Origin of the sequence: Pandoraea nosoerga (genome assembly GCF_902459585.1) — a bacterium.
GTDB classification, from domain to species: Bacteria; Pseudomonadota; Gammaproteobacteria; order Burkholderiales; family Burkholderiaceae; genus Pandoraea; species Pandoraea nosoerga.
Window position 1 is genome coordinate 153,047 of sequence record NZ_CABPSC010000008.1, and the last position, 14,764, is coordinate 167,810.

The 14,764-nt window shown below is 63.3% G+C and carries 13 protein-coding genes and 1 tRNA gene; 11 read left to right on the top strand and 3 right to left on the bottom strand.

Annotated elements, in window-relative coordinates:
* Positions 1–105: 105 nt before the first annotated feature.
* Positions 106–1,776: an electron transfer flavoprotein-ubiquinone oxidoreductase gene (locus tag PNO31109_RS12190; RefSeq protein WP_150555773.1), complete on the bottom strand. Its 1,671-nt coding sequence runs from the start codon at positions 1,774–1,776 to the stop codon at positions 106–108.
* 176 nt (positions 1,777–1,952) lie between these two features.
* Between PNO31109_RS12190 and PNO31109_RS12195 the strand changes: the two genes are divergently transcribed.
* From PNO31109_RS12195 to PNO31109_RS12205, 3 genes are all read left to right on the top strand, one after another.
* On the top strand, positions 1,953–2,729 hold the full coding sequence (locus tag PNO31109_RS12195) for an SDR family oxidoreductase (protein ID WP_150555774.1): 777 nt from the start codon (positions 1,953–1,955) through the stop codon (positions 2,727–2,729).
* A 176-nt stretch (positions 2,730–2,905) separates the two neighbouring features.
* A complete protein-coding gene (locus PNO31109_RS12200) occupies positions 2,906–3,967 on the top strand; it encodes a DctP family TRAP transporter solute-binding subunit (RefSeq protein ID WP_150555775.1) in 1,062 nt (353 codons plus the stop codon).
* 114 nt (positions 3,968–4,081) lie between these two features.
* Positions 4,082–4,549 carry an acyl-CoA thioesterase gene (locus tag PNO31109_RS12205; protein ID WP_150555839.1) on the top strand — a complete coding sequence of 156 codons (468 nt, stop codon included), beginning with the start codon at positions 4,082–4,084 and terminating at the stop codon, positions 4,547–4,549.
* Positions 4,550–4,567: 18 nt separating this feature from the next.
* On the opposite strand, the gene PNO31109_RS12210 is transcribed toward PNO31109_RS12205, so the two are convergent.
* Positions 4,568–5,113: a PAS and helix-turn-helix domain-containing protein gene (locus tag PNO31109_RS12210; protein ID WP_150555776.1), complete on the bottom strand. Its 546-nt coding sequence runs from the start codon at positions 5,111–5,113 to the stop codon at positions 4,568–4,570.
* Positions 5,114–5,338: 225 nt separating this feature from the next.
* On the opposite strand from PNO31109_RS12210, the gene PNO31109_RS12215 reads away from it, so the two are divergent.
* Both PNO31109_RS12215 and PNO31109_RS12220 read left to right on the top strand, forming a co-directional pair.
* Positions 5,339–6,037: a CoA transferase subunit A gene (locus PNO31109_RS12215; RefSeq protein WP_150555777.1), complete on the top strand. Its 699-nt coding sequence runs from the start codon at positions 5,339–5,341 to the stop codon at positions 6,035–6,037.
* A 24-nt stretch (positions 6,038–6,061) separates the two neighbouring features.
* Complete coding sequence (locus tag PNO31109_RS12220; RefSeq protein ID WP_150555778.1) at positions 6,062–6,700, top strand: CoA transferase subunit B; 639 nt, start codon at positions 6,062–6,064, stop codon at positions 6,698–6,700.
* 370 nt (positions 6,701–7,070) lie between these two features.
* Here the strand turns inward: PNO31109_RS12220 and PNO31109_RS12225 are convergent, their stop codons facing one another.
* Positions 7,071–7,862 carry a 3-hydroxybutyrate dehydrogenase gene (locus PNO31109_RS12225; RefSeq protein WP_150555779.1) on the bottom strand — a complete coding sequence of 264 codons (792 nt, stop codon included), beginning with the start codon at positions 7,860–7,862 and terminating at the stop codon, positions 7,071–7,073.
* A gap of 163 nt (positions 7,863–8,025) precedes the next feature.
* Between PNO31109_RS12225 and PNO31109_RS12230 the strand changes: the two genes are divergently transcribed.
* The 6 genes from PNO31109_RS12230 (at position 8,026) to infC (ending at position 14,664) form a co-directional block, all read left to right on the top strand.
* A complete protein-coding gene (locus PNO31109_RS12230; RefSeq protein ID WP_150555780.1) occupies positions 8,026–8,904 on the top strand; it encodes an alpha/beta fold hydrolase in 879 nt (292 codons plus the stop codon).
* Positions 8,905–8,967: 63 nt separating this feature from the next.
* A complete protein-coding gene (locus PNO31109_RS12235) occupies positions 8,968–9,324 on the top strand; it encodes a RidA family protein (RefSeq protein WP_150555781.1) in 357 nt (118 codons plus the stop codon).
* Positions 9,325–9,371: 47 nt separating this feature from the next.
* Positions 9,372–11,669: a RelA/SpoT family protein gene (locus PNO31109_RS12240; RefSeq protein WP_277396694.1), complete on the top strand. Its 2,298-nt coding sequence runs from the start codon at positions 9,372–9,374 to the stop codon at positions 11,667–11,669.
* A gap of 202 nt (positions 11,670–11,871) precedes the next feature.
* Positions 11,872–11,948: transfer RNA gene (locus PNO31109_RS12245), tRNA-Val, on the top strand.
* Positions 11,949–12,185: 237 nt separating this feature from the next.
* Positions 12,186–14,093 carry a threonine--tRNA ligase gene (thrS, locus tag PNO31109_RS12250; protein WP_150555782.1) on the top strand — a complete coding sequence of 636 codons (1,908 nt, stop codon included), beginning with the start codon at positions 12,186–12,188 and terminating at the stop codon, positions 14,091–14,093.
* Positions 14,094–14,145: 52 nt separating this feature from the next.
* Positions 14,146–14,664 carry a translation initiation factor IF-3 gene (infC, locus tag PNO31109_RS12255; protein ID WP_174966373.1) on the top strand — a complete coding sequence of 173 codons (519 nt, stop codon included), beginning with the start codon at positions 14,146–14,148 and terminating at the stop codon, positions 14,662–14,664.
* Positions 14,665–14,764: the final 100 nt, after the last annotated feature.

A 14,764-nucleotide genomic window follows, 5' to 3' on the forward strand; every position in this document is an offset into this window, starting at 1 on the left:
CAGCCGTGAATTCGGCGCCGGATCGACACGGACCGAGCCAGCCGCCGGCGCCATGGGCTGCGCACCATTGAAAACCGCCGGACGGGCCGGCGGTCGGTTCCTGCATCACATGTTCGGGTAATTCGGCCCGCCGCCGCCTTCGGGTGTAACCCACACGATATTCTGCGTCGGGTCCTTGATGTCACACGTCTTGCAGTGCACGCAGTTCTGCGCGTTGATCTGCAGGCGCTCGGAGTCGTCGTCGTTCTTCACGAACTCGTACACGCCCGCCGGGCAATAGCGCTGCTCGGGCCCCGCATACTCGGCCAGATTGATGCCCACCGGCACGCTCGGATCCTTGAGCGTCAAATGCGCCGGCTGGTTCTCCTCGTGGTTGGTGTTCGAGATGAAGACCGAAGAGAGGCGGTCGAATGTCAGCTTGCCATCCGGTTTCGGATAGACGATCGGCTGGCATTGCGCCGCCGGCAGCAAGCACTCGTAGTCCGCCTTCTTGCGGTGGATGGTCCACGGCATCTTGCCGCCGAGCAGTTTCTGCTCGATGCCCGTCATGATCGTCGCGACGGTCAATCCCTTCTTGAACCATTGCTTGAAGTTGCGGGACTTGTTCAGCTCTTCGTGCAGCCACGATTGCTCGAACGCGGCCGGATACGCCGTGAGTTCGTCACGTTGGCGATCGGCGGCAAGGGCGTCGAATGCGGCGTCCGCGGCCAGCATGCCGCTTTTGATCGCGGCGTGGCTGCCCTTGATGCGGCTCACGTTGAGGAAACCGGCTTCGCAACCAACGAGTGCCCCGCCCTTGAAGACGAGTTTCGGCAATGCGAGCAGGCCGCCGGCCGTGATGGCGCGCGCGCCATACGAGATACGCTTGCCGCCTTCCAGGAAGTGACGAATCGAAGGGTGCGTCTTGTAGCGCTGGAATTCCTCGAACGGCGACAGGTACGGGTTGCTGTAGTCCAGGCCGACGATGAAGCCTACGGCCACCTGGTTGTTCGACAGGTGATAGAGGAACGAGCCGCCGTAGGTGTCGGCCTTGAGCGGCCAGCCGGCCGTATGCACGACGAGGCCTTCCTTGTGCTTGGCCGGATCGATCTCCCACAGTTCCTTGATGCCAAGACCGTAGGCCTGCGGATCGCGCCCCTCGTCGAGATTGAACTTGCGCATCAACTGGCGGCCGAGACTGCCGCGCGCGCCTTCGGAGAAGATCGTGTACTTGGCGTGCAGCTCCATGCCAAGCTGGAAGTTCTCCGTCGGCTCGCCGTTCTTGCCGACGCCCATGTTGCCCGTGGCCACGCCCATGACCGCGCCGTTCTCGTCATAAAGCACTTCGGCGGCGGCGAAGCCCGGGAAGATTTCAACGCCGAGCGCTTCGGCTTGCTGGCCGAGCCAGCGCACCACGTTGCCCAGGCTGATGACGTAGTTGCCGTGGTTCTGGAAGCAGGCCGGCAGCAGCCACGAGGGCGTGGCAGTCGCGCCGTTCTCGGTGAGGAACAGGAAGCGGTCTTCGACGACGGGAGTGTCGAGCGGTGCGCCCAGTACCTTCCAGTCGGGGATGAGTTCGGTGAGCGCGCGGGGATCCATGACCGCGCCGGACAGGATGTGAGCGCCGATTTCCGAGCCTTTTTCCAGCACACACACGGAAATTTCCTTGCCCGCTTCCTGCGCGCGTTGCTTCAAACGGATAGCCGTGGACAGGCCGGCCGGGCCGCCGCCGACCACGACGACGTCATACTCCATCGACTCCCTCGGGCCGTACTGCTCGAGCAGCTTGGGATCCATTGATGCTCCTGTTATAAACGTTAGAATTCGTGGGTGCGGCCATTTTCCGGGAATGGGGAACACCTCGCAACCGCATATTAATAGCACGATCGTTCGGTTTGGTAGGTAGGAAGCTCTAGCGACACGCTTCGGGTCGCGCCGGCGTTCATTGCCCGTTCGGGCATGAGGGGGAGGAGATGGGGCGTTCGCTGAATCTGGAAGGCAAGGTGGCGATGGTGACGGGGGCGTCGAGCGGCCTGGGCATGCAGTTTGCCAAGGTGCTGGCGCAGGCGGGGGCCAAGGTGGTGCTGGCGAGTCGCCGCGTGGAGCGGCTCAAGGAACTGCGCGCGGAGATCGAGGCGCAGGGGGGCGCCGCGCATGTGGTGCCGATCGACGTGACCGACTACGACAGCATTCGTGCCGGGGTGGCACATGCCGAGACCGAAGCCGGAGCCATCGACATCCTCATCAACAATTCCGGGGTGTCCACCCAGCAGCGTCTGGTCGACGTCACGCCGCAGGAGTACGACTACGTGCTCGATACGAACACGCGCGGCGCGTTTTTCGTGGCGCAGGAAGTCGCCAAGCGCATGATCCGGCGCGCGAAAGGCGACCCGCAGCGGCAGCATCGCATCGTCAACGTGGCGTCGGTGGCCGGGCAACGCGCGATTTCCATGCTCGGCGTGTACTGCCTCAGCAAGGCGGCGGTCATTCATATGACGCGCGCGATGGCGCTGGAGTGGGGGCGCTTCAATATCAACGTGAACGCGCTATGCCCCGGCTATATCGACACTGAGATCAATCACGAGCACTGGCAGACGGAGGCCGGGCGCAAGCTCGTGCAGATGCTGCCGCGTCAGCGGGTGGGTGAGCCCAGTGATCTCGATGGGTTGATTCTTCTTCTGGCCTCGGACGATTCTCGATTCATCAACGGATCGATCATGACCATCGACGACGGACTGGCCGTGAGCTGAACGCGCCGCGCCGTCTGGCGAGGACTTTGCGCAGTTGCGCAGGCTCGCTGCGGCGCGGCAATCCGGGATTGTCCGAGGCAGTCAGCGCCGCGACGACGAGCGCATAATTTGTCGATGTTCACGGGATCGTGAGGGCGTCGCGTTGACGTCGGATCCCGAATCATCTTGAGGACACCATGCGTAATCTAGGCTGGCGGGGGCTCGTCGGAGTCGCGCTTGCCCTCGCCGCAACTGCGCTGCCCGTCGCCGCGCAACCTTACAAGGCCGAATACTCGCTGTCGATCGTGCCGGACGCCGGCACCCCCTGGGGCAAGGGCACGCAGCTCTGGGCCGAGATGGTGCGCGAACGCACGCGCGGTCGTATCAATATCCGGCTGCACCCGGGCGCCGCGCTCGTCGGCGGCGACCAGACGCGCGAATTCTCCGCACTGCGTCAGGGTGTGATCGACATCGCCGTCGGCTCGACGATCAACTGGTCGTCGGCCATTCCCGAGTTCAACGTCTTTTCGCTGCCGTTCCTGCTGCGCGGCTATCGCTCGCTCGACGCGCTCACGCAGGGCGACGTCGGACGCGAATTGTTTCGTCGCGTGGAAGAGCAGGGCGTCGTGCCGCTTGCATGGGGCGAGAACGGCTTTCGGCAACTGAGCAATTCGCGCCGCCCGATTCGCACGCCCGAGGACATGCGCGGCCTGCGTTTTCGCGTCGTCGGTTCCCTGCTGTTCAACGATATCTTCACCGCGCTCGGTGCCGTGCCGGCGCAGATGACGTGGAACGAGGCGTTTCGTGCGCTGCGCGCGCGCAAGATCGATGGTCAGGAAAACCCGATCACGATTTACAACAACGTCAGACTCGATACGGTGGGACAGCGCTACATCACCGTGTGGGATTACGTTGCCGACCCCATCGTCTTCGTCGTGAACCGGCAGGTGTGGGACAGTTGGTCGCCGCAGGATCGCGACATCGTGCGCGAGGCGGCGGTGGAGGCGGCTCGCTTCGAAGTCACCCTCGCGCGCGAGGATCTGCTGAGCAGCGGGCGCGGCATGTGGGAGGACCTGGAGGCGCGCGGCGTGAAGGTGACGAGGCTCACGCCGGAGCAGCGCCAACGTTTCGTGGACGCGACGCGACCCGTCTATACCAAATGGAAGGCGCTGGTCGGCCGCGATCTGGTCGAGAAGGCCGAAGCCGCGGTGAGGGACGAGTCGGCAACGGGCAAGCCGCAGGCGCTCAACGGTCGGTAAGGCGATCGGCGAGGGCGGATCGGTCTTCGGATATTTCCGATCCCCCCGCTCATCACATCCGAAATGCGCCGGCTGGCGCACATCGAACGAGTTCAGGCGATACACTTTCATCCCATGACGTCCGGCCGGTGCAGGTCGCGGCGTCGGTTTTCAACATGGGGATTCGAAGTGTCGTCACACTACAAGGAAGTTTTTCGCATGCGCATGCCGATTCGCTGGGGCGATATGGATGCGTTCGGGCACGTCAACAACACCGTGTACTTCAGGTACATGGAGCAGGTGCGTATTTCGTGGCTGGAGTCGCTCAATATTGCTTCGGAAGAGAGCGCCACGGGCGAAGGGCCGGTCATCATCAACGCCGGCATGACGTTCCTGCGGCAGTTGCGCTACCCGGGAGATATCGATTGCCGCATGTTCGTCGGCGAGCCGGGGCGAAGCAGCATCGACACGCGCTTCGAGCTGCGCCGGGCCGATACGCCCGACGTGCTTGTTGCGCAGGGTAACGCCAAGATCGTTTGGGTGAACTACAAGGAGGAGAAATCAGTGCCGCTGCCCGACGGCGTGCGCGCGCTCATGTCGTGAAGCGGCGCGCCGCGCGTCTCAGTTGCCGAGCAGGCGCTGGACAAGCTCGGTGGCCGTGCCCGCGCCATATTTCTGCATGAGGCGCGCGCGGTAGATGTCGACTGTGCGCGGGCTGATGTCGAGGATCTTGCCGATCTGCTTGCTGGTCTTGCCTTGCACGAGTTGGGCCGCGATCTCCCGCTCGCGGGCGGTGAGGGCCACGGCAACGCGGCGTGTGGCCGAGATGTCCTCGAACGTCCACAAGCCTGCCGCGTGCGGATCGTGTACGTCGAGCGAGCGGCCCGTGACGTGGCACCAGAACAGTTCGCCGTTGGCGCGGCGCATGATGCGCTCGTCGGAATAGACGCCCTGCGAGCTCATGATCGGCGGGATCCGCTCGCCGATGCGCTCGAATTCCTTGGGCGACGGGTAGAGCACCTGGAACGACTGGCCGATGAGCGCCTCGGGCTCGTAGCCGAAGATCTTGCCAAGCTGTCGGTTGCAATCTTCGATGATGCGCTGGCGCGAGATCACCAGACCGACCGGCGCGATGTGAAAAGCTGTCTGATAGTCGAACGTCGGCATGGGGGCAGGGCGGATCGGGTCGGGCCCCGCGCGAGCGCGGCGCGTGCCGCGGCCGGTGCACGGGAAGATATGTAATTTCACGTATTGTGCCCCATTTGGGCGCCACCGTAAGCTCTACGATTGCACCGGGCGCGCGTCCGCGGCGTCTCGCGGTTCGGCGCGAGCCTTGCAACGCGTGAGAGCGCGGCATAATTTCAATTCTCAACCGAGGGAAAGGGACAAACGATGAACAAGGTATACGCCAGCGCCAAGGAGGCGCTCGCCGGCGTCGTCGCAGACGGGCAAACGCTCGCCGTCGGCGGCTTCGGCCTGTGTGGCATTCCGGAGGCCCTGATCGCCGCGCTGCGCGACTCGGGCGTCAAGGGGCTTACCTGCATCAGCAACAACGCCGGCGTGGACGGTTTCGGCCTGGGCCTGTTGCTCGAGACGCGCCAGATCAAGAAGATGATTTCGTCATACGTCGGCGAGAACAAGGAGTTCGAGCGCCAGTATCTGGCCGGCGAGCTCGAGCTCGAATTCACGCCTCAGGGCACGCTCGCCGAGAAGCTGCGCGCCGGCGGCGCGGGCATTCCCGCATTCTTCACGAAGACAGGCGTGGGCACGGTAGTGGCCGAAGGCAAGGAAACGCGTGAGTTCGACGGCGAGACGTATGTCATGGAACGCTCGCTGCGCGCCGATGTCGCGTTGGTGAAGGCTGCCAAGGCCGACCGCGCCGGCAACCTCGTATTCAACCGCACCGCCCGCAACTTCAATCCGGTGGCCGCCATGGCCGGCAAGATCACGATTGCCGAAGTGGAAGAACTGGTCGAGACCGGTTCGATCGATCCGGACGACGTGCACCTGCCGGGTATCTTCGTGCAGCGCATCGTGGTGAACGCGCATCCGGAAAAACGCATCGAACAGCGCACGGTACGTGCCAAGTAAGCCGCCGAGAACAAGGAGATAGTCATGGCATGGAATCGTGATGAAATGGCCGCGCGCGCGGCGCGCGAGCTCGAAGACGGCTTTTACGTGAACCTTGGCATCGGTTTGCCCACGCTCGTGGCCAACCATGTGCCCGAAGGCATGGAAGTCTGGCTGCAGTCGGAGAATGGCCTGCTCGGTATCGGCCCGTTCCCGACCGAAGACGAAGTCGACGCCGACATGATCAACGCCGGCAAGCAGACGGTGACGACGCTGCCGGGTTCGTCGATCTTCTCGTCGGCCGACTCGTTCGCCATGATTCGCGGCGGCCACATCAACCTGGCGATTCTCGGGGCGATGCAGGTGAGCGAAAAGGGTGACCTCGCGAACTGGATGATCCCGGGCAAGATGATCAAGGGCATGGGCGGCGCGATGGATCTCGTCGCCGGCGTGGGCCGCGTGGTCGTGCTCATGGAGCATGTAGCCAAGGGCGATGCGCACAAGATCCTCAAGAACTGCGATTTGCCGCTGACCGGCGTTGGCGTGGTCAACCGCATCATCACCGATCTGGGTGTGATCGACGTGACGCCGGATGGCCTGAAGGTCGTCGAACTGGCGCCGGGTGTGACGAAGGAAGAAATTACGCAGAAGACCGGGGCGCCGCTCGACACGAGCGCTGTCTGATGCCGGAGTGTGTTTCGGCGCGCTTCGGTGCGCCTTGGTAATACGTCGTCGGCCACCTCCACGCGCGGGGGCGGTCGGCCGAGTGTCTTGCTGAGCGTTGCGGGGCCGTTGAACCCGGCGACGTGTGGAGGTCGAAACGGGCGGGGTTTCCCCGCCCGTTTCGTTTTTCCGGCGCCGCGTATTGTCGCGCGCGACTGCGCGTCATGTGTGATATTGCGCGCTATTGCGTGTTATTGCGTGTTATTGCGCGTCATTGCCTTACCAGGCCCGTGGCGCCCGGCGGACACGCCTGGCGGGCCTGGATGGCTGTTGCTGCCTGATGTGCTGTTTGCGTTGATTGCGCTGACGGCACTTATTGCACTTATTGCACTTATTGCGCCACCCAGCCGCCGTCCATGTTCCAAGCGACGCCGCGCACCTGGTCGGCGGCTTCGCTGCACAGGAAAACGGCCAGCGCACCCAATTGCTGGGGTGTGACGAAATCGCCCGATGGCTGCTTCTCGCCGAGCAGCGAGCGCTTGGCCGCCTCGCTGGAGAGGTGCTCGCGCGCCGCGCGATCGTCGATCTGTTTCTGAACGAGCGGCGTGAGCACGAAGCCCGGGCAAATGGCGTTGGCCGTCACACCGGTCTGCGCATTTTCGAGCGCCGTCACTTTGGTCAGTCCGACGATGCCATGTTTGGCCGCCACATACGCCGACTTGCCCGCAGAGCCCACGAGCCCGTGGGCCGACGCGATATTGATGATTCGTCCCCAGTTGCGCATGCGCATGCCCGGCAGCGCGAGGCGCGTAGTGTGGAATGCCGACGTGAGGTTGATCGCGATGATCGCGTCCCATCTTTCCGTCGGAAAATCCTGAATCTGCGCAACGTGCTGAATACCGGCATTGTTCACGAGAATGTCCACGCCGCCGAACTCCGATTCGGCATATTGCATCATGGCCTCGATCTCGCTCGCCCGGCTCATGTCGGCGCCGTGATAGCCGATGCTCACGCCCGTGTGACCCGCTTTCGCCGCCGCGTCGGCGATGGCTCTGCGCGCGCCCTCGGCGTCGCCGAAACCGTTCGTGATGAGCGAGGCGCCCTGGGCCGCCAGCGCCTGTGCCATGCCCAGACCGATGCCGCTGGTCGAGCCGGTCACGAGGGCGATTTTTCCTTTCAGCATTGCGTCGTCTCCGTGCGGATGAGGTGGGGGAAAAGCGTTTGAAATTGCTGAGTAGCACCGCGGACTGCGGTTTGATGCGGCTCGTGAGTGGCCTCATTCTAGCTTACGGTTTGCGGCAAGCGCGGTAGAATTCGGGTCTGGAAACCGATCCGATGAGTCCGCCATGCCGAGCCACGTGCCCCGTCTGTCAAGCGTTCAGTGTCTGAGTCCGTCGGGGCTGCATCGCATGGCATATGCGGAGTGGGGCGATCCCGGCAATCCGCGCGTTCTGGTGTGCGTACACGGCCTCACGCGTTGCGGCCGCGACTTCGACGCGCTCGCGCAGGCGTTCGCGAACGATTACCGCGTTGTATGCCCGGACGTGGTCGGGCGGGGGCAGTCGGAATGGTTGCGCAACCCCGCCGGCTACGCCGTGCCGCAGTACGTCGCGGACATGGTGACGCTGATCGCGCGGCTGGGCGTTGCGTCGGTGGACTGGTTCGGCACCTCGATGGGCGGGCTGATCGGCATGGGGCTCGCGGGCCTGCCGCAGACGCCGATCCGCAACATGCTGCTCAACGACGTCGGCCCTCACATCGATGCCGGGGCGCTGGCGCGCATCGGACAGTATGTCGGCATGCCAAAGCGCTTTGCGTCGATGGACGAGGCGGCGGATTATCTGTGGTCGATTTCGTCGGCCTTCGGCCCGCATACGCCACAGGAGTGGCGCGCGTTGTGCGAGCCGTTGGTCAAGGCCGATGGCGACGGATTTGTGTTGCGTTACGATCCTGCCATCGGCGCGGCGTTTACGGCCATTTCACCCGAGGCCGTGGCGGCCGGCGAGGCGATGCTCTGGGCATCGCTCGCGGCGTTTGGCGGACGCACGCTCGTGGTGCGCGGCGAGCAGTCGGACCTGCTCTCGCGCACCACGATGCAACAGATGCTCGCGCACGCGCAACACGCGCGCGCCGTGGAAATACCCGGCGTGGGACACGCGCCGACGTTCGTGCATGCGGATCAGATCGAGATCGCACGCCGTTTTTTTGACGGATATGCCGACTGACGGGCGTCCCAGGGGCATCGCAGGGCAGGTCCGGAATTCGAAGAACACGAGGAGTCTTACATCATGGCAGTACAACGTTTCTACGTCGAAAAGCGCTGGTCGGACATGGCGGTGCACAATGGCACCGTCTATCTGGCCGGGCAGACGCCTGATGACCGCAGCCAGGATATGGCCGGACAGACGCGTCAGGTTCTCGCGCACATCGACCGCCTGCTCGCCGAAGCGAACAGCGACAAGTCGTTGATTCTCTCGTGTCAGATCTTCATCTCCGACATGAAGTACTTCGGTGAAATGAATCAGGTGTGGGACGAGTGGGTGCCGGCCGGCAATGCGCCGCCGCGCGCCACGGTGCAGGCGGCGCTTGCCGATCCTGCCATGCTCGTTGAAATCGTGGTCGTGGCAGCGCAGCGCGATAGCTGAGCGCGACGACCGCTTCATCCGGGGCGCCTGGCGCCCCGTGTTCCGACATGAACCAACATCAAGCACCGACATCCGCTGGCGCGAATGCCACATCGGCGACCGGTGCCTCGGATCCGGCGCCGGCTGTGGCCGAGGCTGCGTTGCCGGCCACGCTCGACGACGCGCTCGCCTTCGCCGCGACGCTGTGCGAGGACCATGTGCTTTCGTCCGGCGAGCCGATCATGGCGCATGCGCGTGGCATGCTCGCGATTCTCGACACCCTGCGCGTGGACGAAGCCACGCATCAGGCTGCCGCGCTCTTCTGCGCCGTCGAATTTCTCCCCGATCCGCAGGCGACGCTGACGCAGAAGTTCGGCGCCGAAGTCGCAGCGCTGGTGATCGACGTGCGCAAGCTGCAACGCCTTTCGGGAGCGGGCTCGCGCGCGGCGCAAGCCATGCCGTCAGACGGGCGCGATCGCGACGCGCTCGCCGAGCGCAAGTCGCAGGTCGAGGGCCTGCGCAAGATGCTGCTCGCCTTCGCGCAGGACATCCGGGTCGTGATGATCCGCCTCGCCTCGCGGCTCCAGTCGCTGCGGTGGTATGCCGCGCAAAAGAAGGCGCCGCCGGAGGACATGCCGCACGAGGTGCTGGAGATCTATGCGCCGCTTGCCAACCGTCTCGGCATCTGGCAACTGAAGTGGGAGCTCGAGGATCTCGCGTTCCGCTTCCTGGAGCCGGTGACCTACAAGCAGATCGCCAAGCTGCTCGAAGAAAAACGCGCCGAGCGACAGTCGTTCATCGAGAGCGCGATCCAGCGGCTTCAGGACGAGCTCGCGCGTGCGGGCGTGAAGGCCGAAGTATCCGGGCGGCCGAAGCACATCTACAGCATCTGGAAGAAGATGCGCGGCAAGGCTGTCGATTTCGCGGAACTGTACGACGTGCGCGCGTTTCGTGTGATCGTCGACGACATCAAGGCGTGCTATACGGTGCTGGGCATCGTACACAATTTGTGGCAGCCGATTCCGAAGGAGTTCGACGATTACATCTCGCGTCCGAAGCCGAACGGCTACAAGTCGCTGCATACGGTGGTGATCGGCGATGACGGGCGCGCGTTCGAAGTGCAGATTCGGACGCACGAGATGCACCACTTCGCCGAATACGGCATTGCCGCGCACTGGCGTTACAAGGAGGCCGGGCAGCGCGGCTATGGCGGCGCCTTTGCCGCCAACGAGGCATACGACGAGAAGATCGCGTGGCTGCGCCAGTTGCTCGCGTGGAAGGACGACGTGGCCGACACGGTCGGCACCGAGGCGACGGCCGAACCGTGGGAGCAGCTCAAGCGTGCGACCATCGACGACCATATCTACGTGCTCACACCGCAAGCGCGTGTCATTGCGCTGCCGCAGGGCGCCACGCCCGTCGATTTTGCCTACCACCTGCACTCCGAGCTGGGGCACCGCTGTCGCGGCGCGCGTGTGGACGGCGCCATGGTGCCGCTCAATACGCCGCTGCAGAACGGGCAGACGGTAGAGATCATCACGGTCAAGCAGGGCGGGCCGTCGCGTGACTGGCTCAATGCGCAACTCGGGTACTTGCAGAGTCATCGGGCGCGGCAGAAGGTGCGGCAGTGGTTCAATGCCGTCGATCTCGAGGAGACGATCGCCAACGGGCGAACGCTTATCGACAAGACGCTGCAGCGCGAGGGCAAGACGTCGGTCAACCTCGAGGAGCTGGCCGCGCGGCTCGGTTTTCGCACGCCGGACGATCTCTATGCGTCCGTTGCGAAGGACGAGTTCAGTCTGCGGCATGTCGAGCAGGCGCTCTCGGGCAGCCTACCGGGACCGGAACCACGCGATGAGGACACGCTCGTCGCGAAGAAGAGTCTCGATACCAGTGTTACGCAAGGCGCCAAGAGCGGGGTGCTGGTGGTTGGCGTTGGGGCGCTGCTCACCCAGTTGGCCAAATGCTGCCGGCCGGCGCCGCCCGACCCGATCGTGGGTTTCGTCACGCGGGGCAAGGGGGTGTCGATTCACCGCCAGGACTGCGCCAACTTTCAGGCGATGAAGGCGCGCGCGCCCGAGCGGGTGATTCAGACGGCCTGGTCCGGCGACGTGCTCGAAGGCCGTGGCGTGGCGGCGTATCCGGTGGACATCCAGATCGAGGCGATTGACCGTCAGGGGCTGTTGCGCGACATCTCCGAAGTCTTTTCGCGCGAGAAGCTCAACGTGACGGGCGTCAGCACGCAGTCGCGCGGGCAGCAGGCGTTCATGCAGTTCACCGTCGAAGTGCGCGACGGAGGGCAGTTGCAGCGGGCGTTGGCTCAGCTCAACGGGGTGTCGGGCGTGGTCTCGTCGCGTCGGCGGTAAGGGGGGGCACGCCCGCGGCAGGAAGGCACGGGACGCCGGCACCGAGCGCGCACGCGGGCGGGCGTTGGTCGGTGCGGCGTTTGCGCATCGACTGACACCGCCATCGCGCCGAGATCGTTGATTGACGCGGTTTTTCGTCGGCAGGCACAATAATCGCTTGGCGATTCGCGGGAATCTTGCTAGAATCTCGTTTTCTTGCAGTAGGCTCGTAGCTCAGCTGGTTAGAGCACCACCTTGACATGGTGGGGGTCGTTGGTTCGAGTCCAATCGAGCCTACCAACGAATTTGATGCATTACAGTCCGCGAGACCCCGCAGACACAGGCGTTGGAAAAACACACATGTTGAAGACCGCCCGAACTTTCACAGTGGTGAAGGTGCGACGCTAAGTCGAGGGTGTTTTTCGTCTGGATGCTAGGAATGAAGAGACGGCCTCGACGACAGTCGAGGCCGTTTTTTTTCGTGGTTTGCCGCGTGGCGTGGGCCGCGCGTGACGTTTTAGCGCATGGGAGTGCGACATGATTTCGGTACGTTTGCCTGACGGTTCGCAACGCCAGTACGAAGCCCCGCTCACGGTGGCGCAAGTCGCCGGCTCGATCGGCACGGGGTTGGCCAAGGCCGCACTCGCCGGCCGCGTCGACGGCAAGCTGGTCGATACGTCCTATCTGATCGATCGCGACGTGAGTCTCGCTATCGTCACGGACAAGGACGCCGACGGTCTCGACATCATTCGTCACTCCACGGCGCACTTGCTCGCCTATGCCGTCAAGGAGCTGTTCCCGGAGGCGCAGGTCACGATCGGCCCTGTGATCGAGAACGGTTTCTATTACGACTTCTCGTTTCACCGCCCGTTCACGCCGGAAGACCTCGAAGCCATCGAGAAGAAGATGCACGAACTGGCGAAGAAGGATGAGCCGGTCACGCGCGAAGTGCTCTCGCGCGACGACGCCGTGCGCCTGTTCCTGTCGATGGGCGAGAAGTACAAGGCGGAAATCATCCAGTCGATTCCCGCCAACGAAGAGATTGGCCTGTACCGCGAAGGCAAGTTCGTCGATCTTTGCCGGGGCCCGCACGTCCCGTCGACGGGCAAGCTCAAGGTTTTCAAGCTGATGAAGGTGGCCGGCGCCTACTGGCGCGGCGACGCGAAGAACGAACAGCTCCAGCGCATCTACGGCACGGCCTGGACGAAGAAGGAAGATCAGGACGCTTATCTGCATATGCTCGAGGAAGCCGAGAAGCGCGATCACCGCAAGCTCGGCCGCGCACTCGACCTGTTCCATATGCAGGAAGAGGCGCCGGGTCTCATCTTTTGGCACCCGAAGGGCTGGACGCTCTGGCAGCAGATCGAGCAGTACATGCGCCGCGTCTACCGCAACAACGGCTACCAGGAAGTGAAAGGGCCGCAGATCCTCGATCGCTCGCTGTGGGAGAAGTCGGGCCATTGGCAGAACTACAAGGACAACATGTTCACGACGGAGTCGGAAAACCGCGCCTATGCGCTCAAGCCGATGAACTGTCCCGGCCACGTCCTGATTTTCAATTCGGCGCTTCACAGCTACCGCGACCTGCCGCTGCGCTACGGCGAATTCGGTCAGTGCCACCGCAATGAGCCGTCGGGGGGCCTGCACGGGCTGATGCGCGTTCGTGGCTTCACGCAGGACGATGGCCACATCTTCTGTACGGAAGACCAGATTCTCGAGGAGTGCGTGAACTACACGGCGCTGTTGCATGCCGTGTACAAGGATTTCGGCTTCACGGACATGATCTACAAGGTGGCCACGCGTCCGGAGCACCGAGTCGGTTCCGATGAAAACTGGGACAAGGCCGAGTTTGCGCTGATGGAATCGCTGCGCCGTTCGGGCTGTGAGTTCGAGATCGCCGAAGGCGACGGGGCGTTTTACGGTCCGAAGATCGAGTACACGCTGAAAGACGCCCTCGGTCGCCAGTGGCAGTGCGGCACGATGCAGGTCGATTTCTCGATGCCCGAGCGCCTCGACGCCGAATATGTGGCCGAAGACAACAGCCGCAAGCGCCCGGTCATGCTGCACCGCGCCATCCTGGGCTCGTTGGAGCGGTTTATCGGGATTCTGATCGAGCACCATGCTGGTGCAATGCCCGCCTGGCTGGCGCCGGAGCAGGTAATCGTGATGAATGTGTCCGAAAAAACGGCCGATTACGCCCAGGAAGTGACGAAAAAGTTGAAAGAACAAGGGCTTAGGGCTCGGAGCGATTTGCGCAACGAGAAAATTAGCTATAAAATACGCGAGCACTCCTTGCAGAAAGTTCCTTATCTGGTTGTGGTGGGGGACAAGGAGCAGGAGGCGAATACGGTAGCCGTGCGTGCCCGTGGCGGCGTGGATCTGGGCGTTATGCCCGTTGACGCGCTCATCGAACGCCTTGCGCAAGAGTGCGCATCGTTCCAATAACGCCTGTCGGACAGCGCGGCTAAATTTTTGACTTTTTTCGAGGATAAGCAACATCGCTACCGATAAGTCGCATCGCATCAACGGCGAAATTACTGCGCCCGAAGTGCGTCTAACCGGGGTCGACGGTGAGCAGCTCGGCATCGTGAAACTTGCCGAGGCTTTCCGTCTGTCCGAAGAAGCTGACGTCGATCTGGTGGAAATCGCGCCGCAGGCGCAGCCGCCGGTGTGCCGCCTGATGGACTACGGCAAGTTCAAGTATCAGGAACAGAAGAAAGCGCACGAGAACAAGCTGAAACAGAAGGTTGTTCAGATCAAGGAAGTCAAGTTCCGGCCTGGCACCGACGACGGCGACTACAACGTCAAGTTGCGCAATCTGAAGCGGTTCCTCGAAGACGGCGACAAGACCAAGATCACGCTGCGTTTCCGCGGCCGTGAGATGGCTCACCAGGAAATCGGCGCCCGAATGCTGGAACGCCTGAAGACTGATCTCGAAGAGTTCGGTCAGCCGGAACAGATGCCGAAGATGGAAGGCCGCCAGATGATCATGGTCATCGCGCCGAAGAAGAAGTAATGCCGCGGCGGTGTCGAACGACGCCGCCGGGCAGCAAGGAATTGCCGTCGCGTCCCGCGAGGGGGCGGCAGCGATACAGGGTGCGGTTCGGCCCTGAATA

Bases quoted from the DNA above. Each gene is read 5' to 3' on its own strand.
- PNO31109_RS12195 (WP_150555774.1), top strand. From the start codon at position 1,953: ATGGGGCGTTCGCTGAATCTGGAAGGCAAGGTGGCGATGGTGACGGGG.
- PNO31109_RS12230 (WP_150555780.1), top strand. From the start codon at position 8,026: ATGCCGAGCCACGTGCCCCGTCTGTCAAGCGTTCAGTGTCTGAGTCCG.
- PNO31109_RS12225 (WP_150555779.1), bottom strand. From the start codon at position 7,862: ATGCTGAAAGGAAAAATCGCCCTCGTGACCGGCTCGACCAGCGGCATC.
- PNO31109_RS12205 (WP_150555839.1), top strand. From the start codon at position 4,082: ATGACGTCCGGCCGGTGCAGGTCGCGGCGTCGGTTTTCAACATGGGGA.
- PNO31109_RS12235 (WP_150555781.1), top strand. From the start codon at position 8,968: ATGGCAGTACAACGTTTCTACGTCGAAAAGCGCTGGTCGGACATGGCG.
- thrS (WP_150555782.1), top strand. From the start codon at position 12,186: ATGATTTCGGTACGTTTGCCTGACGGTTCGCAACGCCAGTACGAAGCC.
- PNO31109_RS12190 (WP_150555773.1), bottom strand. From the start codon at position 1,776: ATGGATCCCAAGCTGCTCGAGCAGTACGGCCCGAGGGAGTCGATGGAG.
- PNO31109_RS12200 (WP_150555775.1), top strand. From the start codon at position 2,906: ATGCGTAATCTAGGCTGGCGGGGGCTCGTCGGAGTCGCGCTTGCCCTC.
- PNO31109_RS12240 (WP_277396694.1), top strand. From the start codon at position 9,372: ATGAACCAACATCAAGCACCGACATCCGCTGGCGCGAATGCCACATCG.
- PNO31109_RS12220 (WP_150555778.1), top strand. From the start codon at position 6,062: ATGGCATGGAATCGTGATGAAATGGCCGCGCGCGCGGCGCGCGAGCTC.
- PNO31109_RS12215 (WP_150555777.1), top strand. From the start codon at position 5,339: ATGAACAAGGTATACGCCAGCGCCAAGGAGGCGCTCGCCGGCGTCGTC.
- PNO31109_RS12210 (WP_150555776.1), bottom strand. From the start codon at position 5,113: ATGCCGACGTTCGACTATCAGACAGCTTTTCACATCGCGCCGGTCGGT.